A 15,147-nucleotide genomic window follows, 5' to 3' on the forward strand; every position below is an offset into this window, starting at 1 on the left:
TTTCCTCGAGCGTTGTCCTCTGGTGTTCGCAGCAGAGGCGCGGATGGATCGGTCCTGAATGCGCCGTCACACCCGGACGGGCCTGAACCATCCACTGTGGACGGTGTGGTTGGTAACGGATTCATAACCACACCCATCCGCTCCCCGAGGGGTGGCGAATCACCGATAGCAACTGCTCGACCACCCCTTGGAGATGTCTCGTCATGAACAAGACCGTCCGCAACACCGTCCTGGCCCTCGGCGCCGCCTCGCTCGCCCTGTTCGGCGCGGCGTGCGGTTCGGGCGACATGGCCAGCAGCGGCACCTCTTCCAGCGCCGCTCCCACCTCTACGGCCACGTCGTCGGCCGCCATGGCCGACCCGGCCAAGGACCTCGTCGGCCCCGGTTGTGCCGACTACGCCAAGCAGGTTCCGTCCGGTTCGGGTTCCGTGAGCGGCATGGCCGCCGACCCGGTCGCCGTCGCCGCGAGCAACAACCCGCTGCTCACGACCCTGGTCTCCGCGGTGTCCGGCAAGCTCAACCCGAAGGTCAACCTGGTCTCGACGCTCAACGGCGCCGAGTTCACCGTGTTCGCGCCGGTCGACTCCGCGTTCGCCAAGATCGACCCCGCGACGATCGAGAAGCTCAAGACCGACGACGCGCTGCTGACCAAGATCCTGACCTACCACGTCGTCCCCGGCCAGATCACGCCCGACAAGATCGCCGGCGACCAGAAGACCGTGCAGACCGGCACCGTGAAGGTCACCGGCTCCGGCAACGCCATCAAGGTCAACGACTCCAACGTCATCTGCGGCGGCGTGAAGACCGCCAACGCGACCGTGTACCTCATCGACTCGGTCCTGATGCCTGCCTGACAACACGTGTGACCTCCAGAAGGCGAGCGCCCTTTCCCGGGCGCTCGCCTTCTGGCGTCCACTGTGGACTTCAGCGGGCGCCAATCCGTTGAGCGGTTGGCTCCGAATCACCCGCGTGAAGCCAACTCGATCCATCCTCATCGGCCTCGTGTCGGTGGCTGTGGCGCTGGCCGCAGGGCATCTCGTCGCAGGGCTCGTGAGCCCGGCGGCCTCGCCGTTCCTCGCGGTCGGGAACACGGCGATCGACCTGACCCCCACCGCGCTCAAGAACTTCGCGGTCCGCACGTTCGGTGAGAACGACAAGCTGGTGCTGCTCGGCGGCATGGGGGTCGTGCTCGCGGTGCTGGGTGTGGTGGCAGGGCTGCTGTCGCGCCGCAGTCCCTGGCCCGGGACCGTTCTCGCCGGCCTGCTCGGTCTGCTCGGCATCGCCGCGGTGCTCGCCAGGCCGACGACGACCGCGTTGTCCGTCCTCGCCCCGCTCGTGAGTCTCGTGGCCGGGGTGGCCGCGTTCCGCTGGCTGTGGTCCCTGGCGCCGGCCGTGGTGCCGGGCAGGCGCAAGTTCCTGCTGTCGACGGCGGCGGTCGCGGCCGTCGCCGGGGTCGCCGCGGCGGGCGGGCAGTTGCTCGCGGGCCGGGTGGACGTCGAGGCGTCGCGGCGGGGGATCAGGCTGCGGCCGCGGGAGACCGCGCCGGAGATCCCGTTCGATGCCGACTTCGCCCGCGAGGGCACGCCGTCGTTCCTGACGCCGAACGAGAAGTTCTACCGCGTCGACACCGCGCTCACCGTGCCCCGCCTGCGTGCGGAGGACTGGCGGATGCGGGTGCACGGCATGGTGGACAACGAGATGGTGCTGACCTACGACGACCTGCTGCGGCGTCCGCTGGTGGAGAAGACGATCACGCTGGTGTGCGTGTCCAACGAGGTCGGCGGGCCGTACATCTCCACGTCGAACTTCATCGGCGTCTCGCTGGCCGACCTGCTGCGCGACGCCGGTGTGCGTCCCGGTGCGGACCAGCTCGCGACGACCAGTGTGGACGGCTGGACGTGCGGCACCCCGGTCGCCTCGATCATGGCGCCGGGCTCGAACGCGTTGCTGGCACTGGGGATGAACGGCGAGCCGCTGCCGATCGAGCGCGGTTTCCCCGTCCGCATGGTCGTGCCGGGGCTCTACGGCTACGTGTCGGCGACGAAGTGGCTGGTGGACGCGGAGCTCACCACCTTCGCCGCGTTCGACGCGTACTGGGCGCGGCGTGGCTGGGGGAAGAAGGCCCCGGTCAAGGTCATGTCCAGGATCGACCGGCCGAAGTCCTTCGAGAGGGCGCCCGCGGGCAAGTTCGTCGCGGCGGGTGTTGCCTGGGCCCAGCACACCGGCGTCGACGGGGTCGAGGTCCGCGTCGATGGAGGGCCGTGGCAGAAGGCGACGCTGGCCACCGAGGTCAACGTCGACACGTGGCGGATGTGGCGCGTCGAGCTCGATCTGGCGCCGGGCAACCACACCCTGGAGTGCCGTGCGACCGACCGCACCGGCTACACCCAGACGAACGAGCGGGCCGCGCCCATCCCGGACGGTGCGACGGGCTGGCATTCGATGGTGTTCACGACCGAATAGAGCGGTCACGGTCTGTTGATCTTACGGGTTCGAATTCATGTCATAAAGTAGTTGCAAATAGATGTTTCGAATTATTTCAGCTCGCTGAGCTGGGAGAACAAAAATATCTCCACTTTCGAGTGAACCGCAGTCCATGTGTCACCGAATCACCAGGTGAACAGGTTGCCGATTCGCTGAAAGGGGGTGATTGCATGAAGTCGACCTGCTCTGCAGTGCTCCGGCGAACGCTCGGCGTGGCCGGGTTCCTGATCGGGTTCGGCCTGCTGTCCGCGGGCGTCGCGAGTGCCGATGACGACTCACCCGGCCTGCTGGGTGGCGTCACGTCGCTCGTCTCGCCCGTGGTCGACGTCCTCGCGCCGGTGACCGAACCGGTGCTGACGCCGCTGGCGCCGGCCGTCGACTCCGTCACGGAGTCGCTGAGCCCGGTGCTGGAGCCTCTCCAGCCCGTGACCGCCCCGCTGCTCGCCCCCGTGGTGAGCACGGTGCAGGACGTGCCGGTGGTGCCGAGGATCGCGGAACCGCTGGTGGCGAAGAAAACCGCTCCGGCGGAGGTGATGCCGGTTCCTCAGGCGCCAGTCGTGGCGGCGGAAACGCCTGCCGCGGCACCGGAAACGCCAGCGGCGCAGCCCGACCGCGTTGCGGCTTGGGTGGCGGAAACCCCGCAGTGGCACCAGATCGCCGGGCCGCAGATCGCCGAGCACCCGATCACCGCACCTGACGCGGCGCCCGCACCCGAGGCGCCCCGGCAGCCGTTGCCCGAAGTGCCCTTCGCTCTACCGGGCACCACGGGATCGGTGCTGTCGGGTGGATCAGCGAGTCCCGTGGTGGCGGATCTCCCGGCACGACAGGGAATTCCCGCGCACGACGAGGTGCTCGTGGTCGGTTCGAACGACTGGATCCACGGGTCGTGGTGCTACTACTACGGCCGAAGTCATCCCAGCTGAGCAGTCCTGACAACCAAGCCGGCAGATCACCAAGCTTGTTTGACAGGAAGGTTCGACAATGCACAGCTATGTGCGACGCGGTCTGATGGCCGCAGCGTTCTCGGGAGGCTTCCTCCTGTTCGGAACGGCGATGGCGAGCGCTGACACGGGTGGCAACGGCCTCCTGGGCGGCGTCGGCGACGTCGTGAACTCCGTGGTGCAGGGCGGCAACGGCGGCAACTCGGGCAACGGCGGCAACGCCACCAGCTCGAACAACGCCACGTCCGGCAACTCGGGCAACTCCGGGAACTCCGGCGCCACCGGCGGCAACAGCGCCACCGGCGTCTGCGTGCTGGCGGAGTGCCACACCAAGGTGAGCTCGGGCGACTCCGGGAACACCGGCGCGACCGGCACGACCGGCGACGCCTCCAACCACAGCACCACCGTGGGCGGAAAGTCCGGCGCCGCGGGCAATGGCGGCGACGCCACCGCTGCGGGTCGTGCGCAGAACACCGGCGCGACCGCGGGCAACGGCGGCAACTCGGGCAACGGCGGCAACGCCACGAGCTCGAACACCGCGCGGTCGGGCAACTCCGGTAACTCGGGCAACTCGGGTGACACCGGTGGCAACAGCGCCTACGGCGTCTGCGTGCTGGCGAAGTGCCACACCGAGGTGACCTCGGGCGACTCGGGTGACACCGGCGCCACGGGTGCGACCGGCGATGCCTCCAACCACAGCAACACCGTGGGCGGCAACTCCGGCCCGGCCGGTGACGGTGGCGACGCGACCGTCCTGACCAAGGACCAGAAGTGGGGCCACCACAGCAAGTCCGGCTCCGCCAAGGCGACCGCGGGCAACGGCGGCAACTCGGGCAACGGTGGCAACGCCACCAGCTCGAACAACGCCACCACGGGTAACTCGGGCAACTCCGGGAACTCGGGTGACACCGGCGGTAACAAGGCCTTCGTGCGCACGATCGGGTCGAAGCACTGGGACAGCACCAAGTCCTGGACCAAGGTGACGTCGGGCAACTCCGGCGACACGGGTGCCACCGGTGCGACCGGTGACGCCTCCAACCACAGCAACACCGTGGGTGGCAACTCCGGCCCGGCCGGTGACGGCGGCGACGCGTGGGCAGTGACCGAGCAGGGCAAGTCGTGGAAGCACAACGACAAGTCCGGTTCGGCCAAGGCGATCGCGGGCAACGGCGGCAACTCGGGCAATGGCGGCAACGCCACGAGCTCGAACAACGCCACGACCGGCAACTCGGGCAACTCCGGGAACTCGGGTGACACCGGTGGCAACACCGCGGTCGTGAAGACCGAGAACAAGAACCAGAAGTGGAACGACCACCGCGGCGACAAGTGCCACGGCTGGAACAACCACGGCTGGAAGCACTCCGGCTGGAAGCACGACTGGAAGAACCACGGCACCAAGTCCTGGACCGAGGTCACCTCGGGCAACTCCGGCGACACGGGTGCCACCGGCTCGACCGGTGACGCGTCCAACCACAGCACCACGGCCGGTGGCCACTCCGGTCCGGCGGGCGACGGCGGCGACGCCTCGTCCTGGACCCACGGGAAGCACTCCGTGAAGGCGTGACCACGAGGTGATCTCAGGGCGGGGCCGGCATCTGCCGGCCCCGCCTTTTTATCGTCTGCATGTACCAACGTATCAACGAACGTTAGGATGTCCCGGTGACTGACGAGCGCGGGGACACCTGTGACCTGTTGTGCCTGGACCTGCCGCACGCCGAGGAGATCAGGGCGGGGCTGCCGGAGCTGTCCGCGATCGAGGAGGCAGCGGCGGCGGCGCGGGCGCTGGGCGACCCGACCCGGCTGCGGATCGCGGCGGCGCTGCTGACCGGCGGGGAGCTGTGCGTGTGCGACGCCTCGTGGGTCGTCGGCGCGGCGCAGAACCTGACCTCGCACCACCTGCGGCAGCTCAAGATCGGCGGGCTGGTGTCGTCGCGGCGGGACGGCCGGCTGGTGATGTACGCGCTGACCGGTCGTGGACGGGCGTTGGTCGCCGCGGTCCTGACAGAGGACAGGGCCAGCCGTGGCTGACGAGTGCTGCGGGCCGCAGGAACAGGCCGAAGAACGCGACGACCACGGGCCGGCGAGCTGGTGGCAGGTTCGCGAGTTGCAGCTGGCCGCCGTCGCCGCGGTCCTGCTGGCAGTGGGCTGGCTGACGGGCGTCGAACTGGTCACGCTGGCGTCGGCGGTGGTGGGCGCGGCCTCGTTCGTGCCGGGTGCGGTGCGCGGCCTGCTGCGGCGCAGGGTCGGCGTGGCCACCCTGATGACCATCGCGGCGATCGGCGCGGTCGCGTTGGGGCAGGTCACCGAGGCCGCGATGCTCGGTGTGCTGTTCTCGATCGCCGAGGGTCTGGAGCACTACGCCCTCGCCCGCACCCGTCGCGGCCTGCGCGCACTGCTGGGACTGGTGCCGCCCACCGCCTCGGTGCTGCGCGACGGGACCGAGCTGCGGGTCGCGCCGGACGAGCTCGTGACCGGCGACCGGATGGTGCTGCGGCCGGGGGAGCGCGCCGCGACCGACGGAACCATCCGCACCGGCCACACCAGCCTGGACCTGTCCGCGATCACCGGTGAGTCGGTGCCGGTGGAGGCAGGGCCCGGTGACGTGGTGCACGCCGGCGCGATCAACGGCGGTGGCGCGATCGAGGTCGAGGTCACGGCCCGCGCCGCGGACTCCTCGCTGGCGCGGATCGTGCACATCGTCGAGGAGGCCCAGGACCGCAAGGGCGCCGGGCAACGGCTCGCCGACCGCATCGCCCGCCCGCTCGTTCCCTCGATCATGGTCTTGGCCGCGCTCATCGCCGGGTTCGGTGTGCTGCTGGGCGATCCGGTGGTGTGGCTCGAACGCGCGCTGGTCGTGCTCGTGGCCGCCTCTCCCTGCGCGCTGGCGATCTCCATCCCGCTCACCGTCGTCGCCGCGGTCGGAGCGGCGAGCAGGCAGGGTGCGCTGGTCAAGGGCGGTGCCGCTCTCGAAGAGCTCGGCCGCGTCGGCACCGTCGCCCTGGACAAGACCGGCACGCTGACCCGCAACGCCCCGCGCGTCGTGGAGGTGCTGCCCGCCGGAGACGCCCTGCGGGACGAGGTGCTGACCACGGCCGCCGCGCTCGAAGCACGCAGCGAACACCCGCTGGCCCGCGCGATCCTGGAGGCCGTGCCGAACGCACCGGTCGCCGACGACGTCACCGCGGTGCCCGGCCACGGGCTGACCGGAAGCCTGAACGGCGCCCAAGTGCGTCTGGGCAAGCCGGGCTGGGTCGACTCCGGCTCGTTGCACGGCGAGGTCGACCGCCTGCAACGGGCGGGCGCCACCGTCGTGCTCCTCGAACGGGACGGCACGTTGCTCGGCGCCGTCGCGGTTCGTGACGAGCTGCGCGACGAGGTCCCCGAGGTGATCAGCAGGCTGCACGGCCTGAACATCGACACCGCGATGCTCACCGGCGACAACACCGCCACCGCAACGGCTTTGGCCGCACAGGCGGGCATCACCACCGTCCACTCCGAACTCCTCCCCGAGGAGAAGGCCGCGTTGATCGGCCGGCTGCGCAACGGCCGGAGGATCGCCATGGTCGGTGACGGAGTCAACGACGCCCCCGCGCTGGCCACCGCCGACGTCGGCATCGCCATGGGCGCCATGGGAACCGACGTGGCGATCGAGACCGCCGACGTCGCGTTGATGGGGGAGGACCTGCGCCACCTGCCCCAGGTCCTGGCGCACGCCCGGCACGCCCGCCGGGTGATGCTGCAGAACGTCGGCCTGTCGCTGGCGATCATCGGCGTGCTGATCCCGTTGGCGGCCTTCGGCGTCATGGGCCTGGCCGCTGTGGTGCTCGTGCACGAGACGGCCGAGGTCCTGGTCATCCTCAACGCCGTCCGCGCGGCCAGGACCACCCGCTGACCTCGTCGCGGTGGCAGTATGCGCACCGTGGACGTGATCGCCAGGCACAACGTGACCGTGGTCGGTCGTGAAAGCAGCCCGACGGTGCTGCTCGCTCACGGTTTCGGCTGCGACCAGAACCTCTGGCGGTTGATCGTGCCGGCGCTGTCCGAACGGTTCCGGGTGGTGCTGTTCGACCACATCGGCTCGGGCAGGTCGGACGCGTCGGAGTGGTCGGAGCAGCGGTACTCGACGCTGGACGCCTACGCCGGCGACGTGCTGGAGATCTGCGCGGCGCTGGACCTGCGCGACGTCGTGCTGGTCGGGCACTCGGTGTCGGCGATGATCGCGGTGCTGGCGGCGAACCTCGAGCCGGACCGGTTCGCGAAGCTGGTGCTGCTGACGCCGTCCCCCCGTTACGTCGACGACGGCGACTACCGGGGCGGGTTCAGCCGCGAGGACATCGACGAGCTGCTGGAGTCACTCGAGTCCAACTACCTCGGCTGGTCGGCGACGATGGCGCCGGTGATCATGGGCAACCCAGATCGTCCCGAGCTGGGCGGCGAGCTGACGGACAGCTTCTGCCGCACGGATCCGACGATCGCCGGCGTGTTCGCCAGGGCGACCTTCCTCTCCGACAACCGCGCCGACCTGCCGGAGGTCGCCGTGCCGACGCTGGTGATCCAGACCGCGCAGGACGCCATCGCGTCGCAGGAGGTCGGCCGGTTCGTCCACGACCAGATCGCGGGCAGCGAGCTGGTGACGCTGGACGCGACCGGGCACTGCCCGCAGCTGAGCGCCCCCGAGCCGACCGCCGCGGCGATCCTCGTGTTCGCCGGTGCGCCGTGATGTCCGAGACCACCGAGGACCTGTACGAGAACGCCCCGTGCGGTCACCTCTCCACGTCGATGGACGGCACGATCACCAGGATCAACACGACCCTGCTGGGCTGGCTGGGTCTGCGCCGCGACGAGGTGGTCGGCCTGCGGCGGTTCTCGGACCTGCTGACCACGGGCGGCCGGATCTACTACGAGACCCACATCGGGCCGACGCTCGCGCTGCACGGCGAGGCGGGCGGTCTCGCGCTGGAGCTGAAGACCGCGGACGGGACGCGGCTGCCGGTGCTCGCGACGTCGACGGTGAAGAAGGACGCCGACGGTGCCTCGCAGCTGATCCGCACCGCGCTCTTCGACGGCCGCGTCCGTCGTGAGTACGAACGCGAGCTGTTGCGCGCACGCCAGGAGTCCGACGCCGAACGGGACCGGGTGCGGCACCTCGCGTCGACGCTGCAGCGGACGTTGCTGCCGCCGGTGCTGATGACGGTGCCGGGCATGGAGGTGGCCGCCTACTACCACCCGGCCTCGGCGGACGAGGTCGGCGGCGACTTCTACGACCTCTTCCCGCTCACCGGGGACAGCTGGGGGTTCTTCCTCGGCGACGTGTCCGGCAAGGGTGCCGAGGCCGCGGTGGTGACCTCGCTGGCCCGCTACACCCTGCGCTCCGCCGCGGTGTTCAGCCCCGAGCCGGTCAAGGTGCTGGACAACCTGAACACCGTGCTGCACCAGCAGTACCGCGGCGGGGACACCCGGTTCTGCACGGTCATCTACGGCTCGCTCGTCCCCGACGACACGGGCTGCGCCATCACCCTGGCCAGTGGCGGGCACCCACCGGCGATCGTCGTGCGCGCTGACGGCCAGGCGCACTTCCTGCACACCGAGGGCGGAATGCTCGTCGGCGCGATCCCGGACGCGCGGTTCATCGAGGTCGCGTTGCACCTCGCACCGGGCGACACCCTGCTGCTCTACAGCGACGGCCTCACCGAGGCCGTCCCGACCAGGTCCAGCAGGACGCGCTACAGCGAGGAGGAGCTTCTCGACTTCCTCGCGGAGTCGGCGGCGGACACCGCGTCCGAGGTCATCAACGCGCTGATCGGGCTGCTCACCGGGTTCGGTGACGGCGTGGAGGACGACACGGCGTTGCTCGCCCTGAGCATCCCCTCGACCGGAAACGGGGATTCGTGAGCACCGAGTTCAGCACCACGACCCAGGCCACCACGACCGGGCCGGTGCTCGCCTTCGTCGGCGAGCTCGACTCGTCCACCGCTCCCGCCGCGCACGACACGATCCGGCAGCTCACGATCAGCGCAGGCGACCAGCTGGTCGTCGACCTGACCGGCCTGACGTTCTGCGACTCCAGCGGAATCGCCGCCCTCATCGCGGCACGCGACTTCGCCCACCGCGCCGGTGGGGAGATCGCGCTCGCCGCCGTGCCACGTCACCTGGGCAAAGTGCTCGGGCTGCTCGGCCTCACGGACCTGTTCGCGACACACCCCACCGCGGAGCAGGCCCAGCAGGCCTGGGCCGGGAGACACTGACCCGAAGGTGTCCGGTTCGCGCAGTGCCGTGCCGGGTATCCGCGAGCAGGTCCTGTCACCCCGACGCACAGGACATCTACGAGTGGCGGACCAGCATGGGCGATCGCACAGGTCCGCAGACGCCGAGAGGCGACCGTGACGTGGACGACGCCGTCCCGCGCGCGCTGCGCATCAGCGCCGCGCTGGGCTGGCGGGTCCTCGTGCTGGTGGCCGCGCTCTACGTGATCGGCAGGGCCGCCGGCTACCTGGCGGCCATGATCGTTCCGGTGGCCATCGCGTTGCTGCTGGCCGCGTTGCTGGTGCCCGCCGTGCACTACCTCGTGCGCCGCAGGGTGCCCCGTGGTGTCGCGACGGCCCTGGTGCTGGTCAGCGGGCTGCTCGTGCTCGGCGGCGTGCTCACGTTCGTCGTCATCACGTTCGTCAACGGCGTGCCCGACCTCGTCGCCCAGCTGTCGAACAGCGTCGACGCGGTCTCCGCCTGGCTGACCGCCGGCCCGCTGCACCTGAGCGAGCTCCAGCTGCGCGAGTTCACCGACCGGCTGCTCGCGACCCTGCGGGAGAACCAGGCCGGCATCACCTCCGGCGCGCTGACGACGGCCGCCACCGTCGGCGAGACGCTCACGCAGATGCTCCTCGTGCTGTTCACGCTGATCTTCTTCCTGTACGACGGCGGGCGGATCTGGGGATTCGTCATCCGCGTGGCACCGACCGGCGTGCGGACCAGGGTGGACGTCGCCGGTCGCCGGGGTCTCGCCGCCCTCGTCAGCTACGTGCGCGCCACCGCGGCCGTCGCGGTCGTGGACGCGGTCGGCATCGGCATCGGACTCGCCGTCCTGGGCGTGCCGCTGGCGGTTCCGCTGGCGGCGCTGGTGTTCCTCGGCGCGTTCGTCCCGATCATCGGCGCCGTCGTCGCGGGCGGGGTCGCCGTCCTCATCGCGTTCGTCGCGAAAGGACTCGTAGCCGGACTGGTGGTGCTGGGTGTCGTGATCGCCGTCATGCAACTGGAAAGTCATGTGCTGCAACCACTCCTGTTAGGACGTGCGGTGAAGCTGCACCCCTTGGCCGTGATCCTGGCCATCGCGGCCGGACTGCTGACCGCGGGCATCGCCGGCGCGCTGCTGGCCGTTCCCCTGCTGGCGGTGCTCAACTCCGGCATCCGTTCCCTGCTCAGTGAAGCCGACGAACACGTCAGTCCCGCCGACGTCCGTGCCAGCGCGCCGGAGGAGTCCGCACCGGTGGCCGACCAGGACCAGGCCGGCTGATGCGCCCGCTCAACGGCGCCGCGCCCGCCATGGACCTGTGCGTCGACCCGCTCACGTCGTTGTCCGAGATGCGCCGGTGGATCACCACGGTGCTCGGCGACCTGGACGAGGACGACCTCTACGACGTCCTGCTCGTGGCCTCCGAGCTCGCGAGCAACGTCTACGACCACACCCCGGGGCCCGGCCAGATCCGGATCCGCCGCGACGAACCCGGCCAGATCCTCCTCGAGGTCGACGACGTGTCCCCGCACCTCCCGACGCAGGGCCTCTCGCGCCTGGGCGGGCACCGCGGCCGGGGCATCGTCATGATCGAGCACGTCACCGAGGAGTGGGGCGTCCGTCCTCTGACGGGACAGGGGAAAACGGTGTGGGCACTGATCCGCGTGCCGCAGGAGTCCTCACAGGCTTGAACCGGTCGCGCGCACGGTCGTGACCCGCGTTGTTCCGGTCCGGTATTGACAGGGCTCGTCTCTGCGATCAACCATGGAAGCGCTCTCATAACCGGTCTGGACCATTTCCCCCGACCGGAGCCCCCTGCCGCCCTGGACCGGCCGGGGACCTGCTGACGGGAGCACCCCTGCACAAGGAGTCACATGCGCACTCGGACAAAGTGGTTGAGCGCGCTCGCCACACTGGCGGCGACCGCGTCGATGGCCATCGCGAGCACACCCGCACAGGCGATCGGCCCCGACCTGCTGCCGCTCAACGTCACCAACAACAGCGGCCGGTCGGAGTCCGTGCACCTGTACGTGCTGGGCACCGACATCCGCAACGGGCGACTCGGGTACGTCAACCAGGCGGGCACGTTCACGCCGTGGTCGCCGGGCGGCAACCCGCCCACCCCAGCGCCCGACGTGTCGATCGCCGGCCCCGGTCCCGGTGGCACCGCCTCGCTGCGGGTGCCCCGGTTCATCTCCGGCCGCGTCTACATGTCGTTCGGCGAGAAGCTGAAGTTCTTCCTGACGCCCGACGGCCTGGTGCAGCCGGCGCCGTGGGCGGGCGGCGACCCGAACAGCGGCATCCTGTTCGACTGGAGCGAGTTCACCTACAACGACGCCGGTCTGTGGCTCAACAGCTCCCAGGTGGACATGTTCGCGGTGCCGCACGCGGTGACCGTGACGGGCGCGAGCGGTGCCACGAAGAAGACCGGTGAGCTGAAGTCCGGCGGGCGGGACGCCGTCATCAACGGCATCCGCAACCAGGCGGGCTGGGGCGGTTCGGTCATGTCCCGTTCGGACGGCACCGTGCTGCGCGTGCTCGCACCGGGCAAGGCGGCCGACGTCGGCAACTTCGACCGCAACTACCTGGACTCGTACATCACCCAGGCGTGGAACGCCTACATGACCAAGACGCTGACCGTGCAGCCGTTCGGCGACCGGCCGGACGTGAAGTACTTCGGCGGCACCTCCGGCGGCACGATGAACTTCCGCAACACCGCCGGCCAGCAGGTCGCGTCGTTCTCGAAGCCGTCCACGTCGAACGTGTGGGGCTGCGACGGCGCCCTGGCCGCCCCCAACGACCAGGTGGTCGGCCCGATCGCGCGCACCCTGTGCGCGGCACTGCACCGCTCCACGCTCGGCCGCATCGACGTCCAGCCCGGCGGCGGCCCCGCGGACTTCTACCAGGGCGCGATCACCAACCACTACTCGCGGCTGGTGCACCAGAACATGGTGGACGGCAAGGCGTACGGGTTCGCGTTCGACGACGTGCAGGCCCAGGAGTCCCTGGTGCACGACGGCGACCCGCGTTCGGCCGGCATCATCCTGACCCCGTTCAGCGGTGGCTCCACGCCGCCGCCGGCCACCACGGGCAGCATCGTCAGCGACTGGCACGGCAAGTGCATCGACGTGCCGAACTGGAACTTCGCCGACGGCCAGCGCCTGATCGTGTGGAACTGCACGGGCGGCACGAACCAGAAGTTCGAGTTCGTGAGCGGCACCCTGCGCACCGAGAACAACAAGTGCGTGGACGTGGCGTGGGGTTCGCGGGACAACGGCGCGGCCGTGCAGCTCGCGACCTGCTCCGGCAACCCTGCCCAGCAGTTCGTGCTGAACGGCAACGGTGACCTGGTAAACCCGCAGGCCAACAAGTGCGTGGACATCGCCGAGTGGAACCCGAACAACGACGCTGTCCTGCACATGTGGGACTGCGTGGGCGGCGCCAACCAGAAGTGGCACCGCGGCTGACGTTCTCGTGACCGCGAGGGCGGGGCTGACCTCGGTCGGTCCCGCCCTTGTTTTCTCGTGCTAGGTTATCGGTCAATCACTAACCTGAGGAGGCCGCCGTGGTCGACACCGGACGCCGCACCGCCGCCCAGCACGCCGTCGCCGAGCACCTGCGCCTGACCGCGGCGGGACGCATCGACGACTGGGTGGCCCTGTTCGCCCCGGACGCGGTGCTCGAATTCCCTTACGCCCCCGCGGGAGTTCCCGGCCGGGTGGTGGGACGGGAGGCGCTGGTCGCGCACATGGCCGGCTTCCCGGAGACCTTCGACGTCGAGTTCGTCGACCTGGTGTTCCACCACACCGTCGATCCGAAGCTGGCGATCGCCGAGTTCCGCTCCACCGGCACCGCCCTGCCGACCGGCAAGCCGTACGAGCAGACCTGCATCTCCGTCGTCAGAACCGACGACGACGGACTCATCACCCGCTACCTCGACTACTGGAACCCACTGGTGGCGATCGAGGCCCTCACGCCCGACGACGCACTGTCCGATCGTGAGCTCGGCGTGGATTTCGGGCGCTGACAGCACGCGTGTTCAACTGACGCCATGCCCGCCCCCGGTACCAGCGCCAAGAGCGACGAACGACGCAGGGCCGTCGTGGTCGCGGCCGTCGAAGCCTTCTCGCACAAGGGTTTCTACGGCACGACAACACACGAGATCGCCGAGCGGGTGGGCATCTCGCAGCCGTACCTCTACCGCCTTTACCCGAACAAGCAGGCGCTGTTCGCGGCGGCGGTCGACCACGTGTCCGTGGTGATGACCCAGACCCTGACCGACCACGCGGCCAGTGGTGAACGGACGGCCGAGGAAGCGATGGCCGCCGCACGCGACGCCTACGCCGCCCTGGTCGCGGACCGCACCGTCCTGCGGTTCCTCATGCACGCGAACTGTGCCGCCGGTGAGCCGTTGGTGGCGCAGGCCGTGCGCGAGTGCTACGCGAAGCAGGTCGCCACCGTCCGGGAGCTGCTCGGCGACGACGACGCGGTGCGGCAGTGGTTCGGCACCGGGATGCTCGACAACGTGGTCGCCGTGCTGGGTCTGGCCGACGTCGACGAGTCGTGGGCGCGGGTGCTCGCCGCTCGCTGACCGTTTTTAGGAACGATTGTTCTTGACTGACCGTTCCTGAAAACGCTACGGTCGTGACATGGGACGACGCAGGTCTTTCGACGTGGACGAGACCGTGGAGGCGGCGGCGGATCTGTTCGCCCGCCGTGCCTACGACGGTGTCTCGATCGACGACCTGGTCACTCGACTCGGAGTGCACCGCAACAGCCTCTACGGCGTGTTCGGCAGCAAGCGCGGGCTGTACCTGGCCGCGTTGCGCCGGCACATCGAGCAGGACGTCCGCCCGCACCTGGCTCGTGTTGTCCAGGACCAGGTGCCGGCGTGGGACTTCCTGCTGGTGGCCGCGGTCGACCGGGCTCCAGACGACCCCGAGGTCGCCGGCCTGGTGTCGTCGGTCTTCGCCGAGCTCGACGAGGCGACGGGCGACCCGCGCGCCACCGAGGCGCTGCTCGGCCGATGGCTGCGCGGCCGGCCGGACGTCGCGCGCCACGAGGAGGCCGACGTCCCCACTATTCGTGATGTGCCGGAAACGGTGCAGGGTAAGGAGATCTGACATGGCGACGATCAGCGTGCAGGGTCAGGACCTGGTGGTGGAGATGAACGGCCTGGACAAGTTGTGGTCGTTGAAGAGCAAGCTGACCATCCCGCTCGCACACGTGCGCGGTGCCACGGTGGATCCCGGGATCGTGGGCGAGCCGAAGGGCGTTCGGGCACCGGGCACGCACCTGCCCGGCGTGATCACGGCCGGCACGTTCCACCAGGACGGCGAGAAGGTCTTCTGGGCGGTCCGCGACGGGCAGAAGGCAGTGGTCGTGGAGTTGGCCGACGAGCACTACACCCGTCTGGTCGTCGAGGTCGACGACCCCCGCGCGGTGGTGGCCATGGTCGAACAGGCGACGAGCCGTTGATCGTCAAAGTCGCCTCGG

General features: G+C 69.8%; 16 protein-coding genes. All 16 read left to right on the forward strand.

The window, feature by feature from the left end; genetic code table 11:
* Positions 1 to 203 precede the first annotated feature (203 nt).
* The 16 genes from ACSHWB_RS21610 to ACSHWB_RS21685 all read left to right on the forward strand — a co-directional run bounded on the left by ACSHWB_RS21610 (position 204) and on the right by ACSHWB_RS21685 (position 15,129).
* Positions 204 to 854 (forward strand): fasciclin domain-containing protein, encoded by a 651-nt coding sequence (locus ACSHWB_RS21610; protein WP_439663809.1) that lies wholly within the window; start codon positions 204 to 206, stop codon positions 852 to 854.
* A 115-nt stretch (positions 855 to 969) separates the two neighbouring features.
* On the forward strand, positions 970 to 2,463 hold the full coding sequence (locus ACSHWB_RS21615; RefSeq protein ID WP_439663810.1) for a molybdopterin-dependent oxidoreductase: 1,494 nt from the start codon (positions 970 to 972) through the stop codon (positions 2,461 to 2,463).
* 191 nt (positions 2,464 to 2,654) lie between these two features.
* The gene (locus ACSHWB_RS21620; RefSeq protein WP_439663811.1) at positions 2,655 to 3,407 is read left to right on the forward strand and encodes a hypothetical protein; all 753 of its coding nucleotides are present in this window, start codon (positions 2,655 to 2,657) and stop codon (positions 3,405 to 3,407) included.
* A 58-nt stretch (positions 3,408 to 3,465) separates the two neighbouring features.
* Positions 3,466 to 4,989 (forward strand): hypothetical protein, encoded by a 1,524-nt coding sequence (locus ACSHWB_RS21625; protein WP_439663812.1) that lies wholly within the window; start codon positions 3,466 to 3,468, stop codon positions 4,987 to 4,989.
* Positions 4,990 to 5,084: 95 nt separating this feature from the next.
* A complete protein-coding gene (locus tag ACSHWB_RS21630; protein WP_439663813.1) occupies positions 5,085 to 5,453 on the forward strand; it encodes an ArsR/SmtB family transcription factor in 369 nt (122 codons plus the stop codon).
* On the forward strand, positions 5,446 to 7,317 hold the full coding sequence (locus ACSHWB_RS21635; RefSeq protein WP_439663814.1) for a heavy metal translocating P-type ATPase: 1,872 nt from the start codon (positions 5,446 to 5,448) through the stop codon (positions 7,315 to 7,317). The genes ACSHWB_RS21630 and ACSHWB_RS21635 overlap by 8 nt, the downstream gene beginning before the upstream one ends.
* 18 nt (positions 7,318 to 7,335) lie before the next feature.
* Positions 7,336 to 8,145, forward strand: a complete 810-nt coding sequence (locus ACSHWB_RS21640) for an alpha/beta fold hydrolase (protein WP_439663815.1) — start codon at positions 7,336 to 7,338, stop codon at positions 8,143 to 8,145.
* The gene (locus tag ACSHWB_RS21645) at positions 8,145 to 9,317 is read left to right on the forward strand and encodes a PP2C family protein-serine/threonine phosphatase (protein ID WP_439663816.1); all 1,173 of its coding nucleotides are present in this window, start codon (positions 8,145 to 8,147) and stop codon (positions 9,315 to 9,317) included. The genes ACSHWB_RS21640 and ACSHWB_RS21645 overlap by 1 nt, the downstream gene beginning before the upstream one ends.
* Positions 9,314 to 9,670, forward strand: coding sequence for an STAS domain-containing protein (locus ACSHWB_RS21650; protein WP_439663817.1), 357 nt, complete (start codon positions 9,314 to 9,316; stop codon positions 9,668 to 9,670). The genes ACSHWB_RS21645 and ACSHWB_RS21650 overlap by 4 nt, the downstream gene beginning before the upstream one ends.
* A gap of 95 nt (positions 9,671 to 9,765) precedes the next feature.
* Complete coding sequence (locus ACSHWB_RS21655; RefSeq protein ID WP_439663818.1) at positions 9,766 to 10,932, forward strand: AI-2E family transporter; 1,167 nt, start codon at positions 9,766 to 9,768, stop codon at positions 10,930 to 10,932.
* Complete coding sequence (locus tag ACSHWB_RS21660; RefSeq protein ID WP_439663819.1) at positions 10,932 to 11,342, forward strand: ATP-binding protein; 411 nt, start codon at positions 10,932 to 10,934, stop codon at positions 11,340 to 11,342. Before ACSHWB_RS21655 ends, ACSHWB_RS21660 begins: the two co-directional genes overlap by 1 nt.
* Positions 11,343 to 11,525: 183 nt before the next feature.
* The gene (locus ACSHWB_RS21665; RefSeq protein WP_439663820.1) at positions 11,526 to 13,118 is read left to right on the forward strand and encodes a glycoside hydrolase family 64 protein; all 1,593 of its coding nucleotides are present in this window, start codon (positions 11,526 to 11,528) and stop codon (positions 13,116 to 13,118) included.
* Between the two features lie 98 nt (positions 13,119 to 13,216).
* Positions 13,217 to 13,678, forward strand: coding sequence for a nuclear transport factor 2 family protein (locus tag ACSHWB_RS21670; protein WP_439663821.1), 462 nt, complete (start codon positions 13,217 to 13,219; stop codon positions 13,676 to 13,678).
* 24 nt (positions 13,679 to 13,702) lie between these two features.
* On the forward strand, positions 13,703 to 14,242 hold the full coding sequence (locus ACSHWB_RS21675; protein ID WP_439663822.1) for a TetR/AcrR family transcriptional regulator: 540 nt from the start codon (positions 13,703 to 13,705) through the stop codon (positions 14,240 to 14,242).
* A gap of 58 nt (positions 14,243 to 14,300) precedes the next feature.
* The gene (locus ACSHWB_RS21680) at positions 14,301 to 14,774 is read left to right on the forward strand and encodes a TetR/AcrR family transcriptional regulator (protein ID WP_439663823.1); all 474 of its coding nucleotides are present in this window, start codon (positions 14,301 to 14,303) and stop codon (positions 14,772 to 14,774) included.
* Position 14,775: 1 nt separating this feature from the next.
* The gene (locus ACSHWB_RS21685; RefSeq protein ID WP_439663824.1) at positions 14,776 to 15,129 is read left to right on the forward strand and encodes a hypothetical protein; all 354 of its coding nucleotides are present in this window, start codon (positions 14,776 to 14,778) and stop codon (positions 15,127 to 15,129) included.
* The last annotated feature ends 18 nt before the right edge of the window (positions 15,130 to 15,147 follow it).

It is taken from the genome of Lentzea sp. HUAS TT2 (genome assembly GCF_051853195.1).
GTDB lineage: Bacteria > Actinomycetota > Actinomycetes > Mycobacteriales > Pseudonocardiaceae > Lentzea.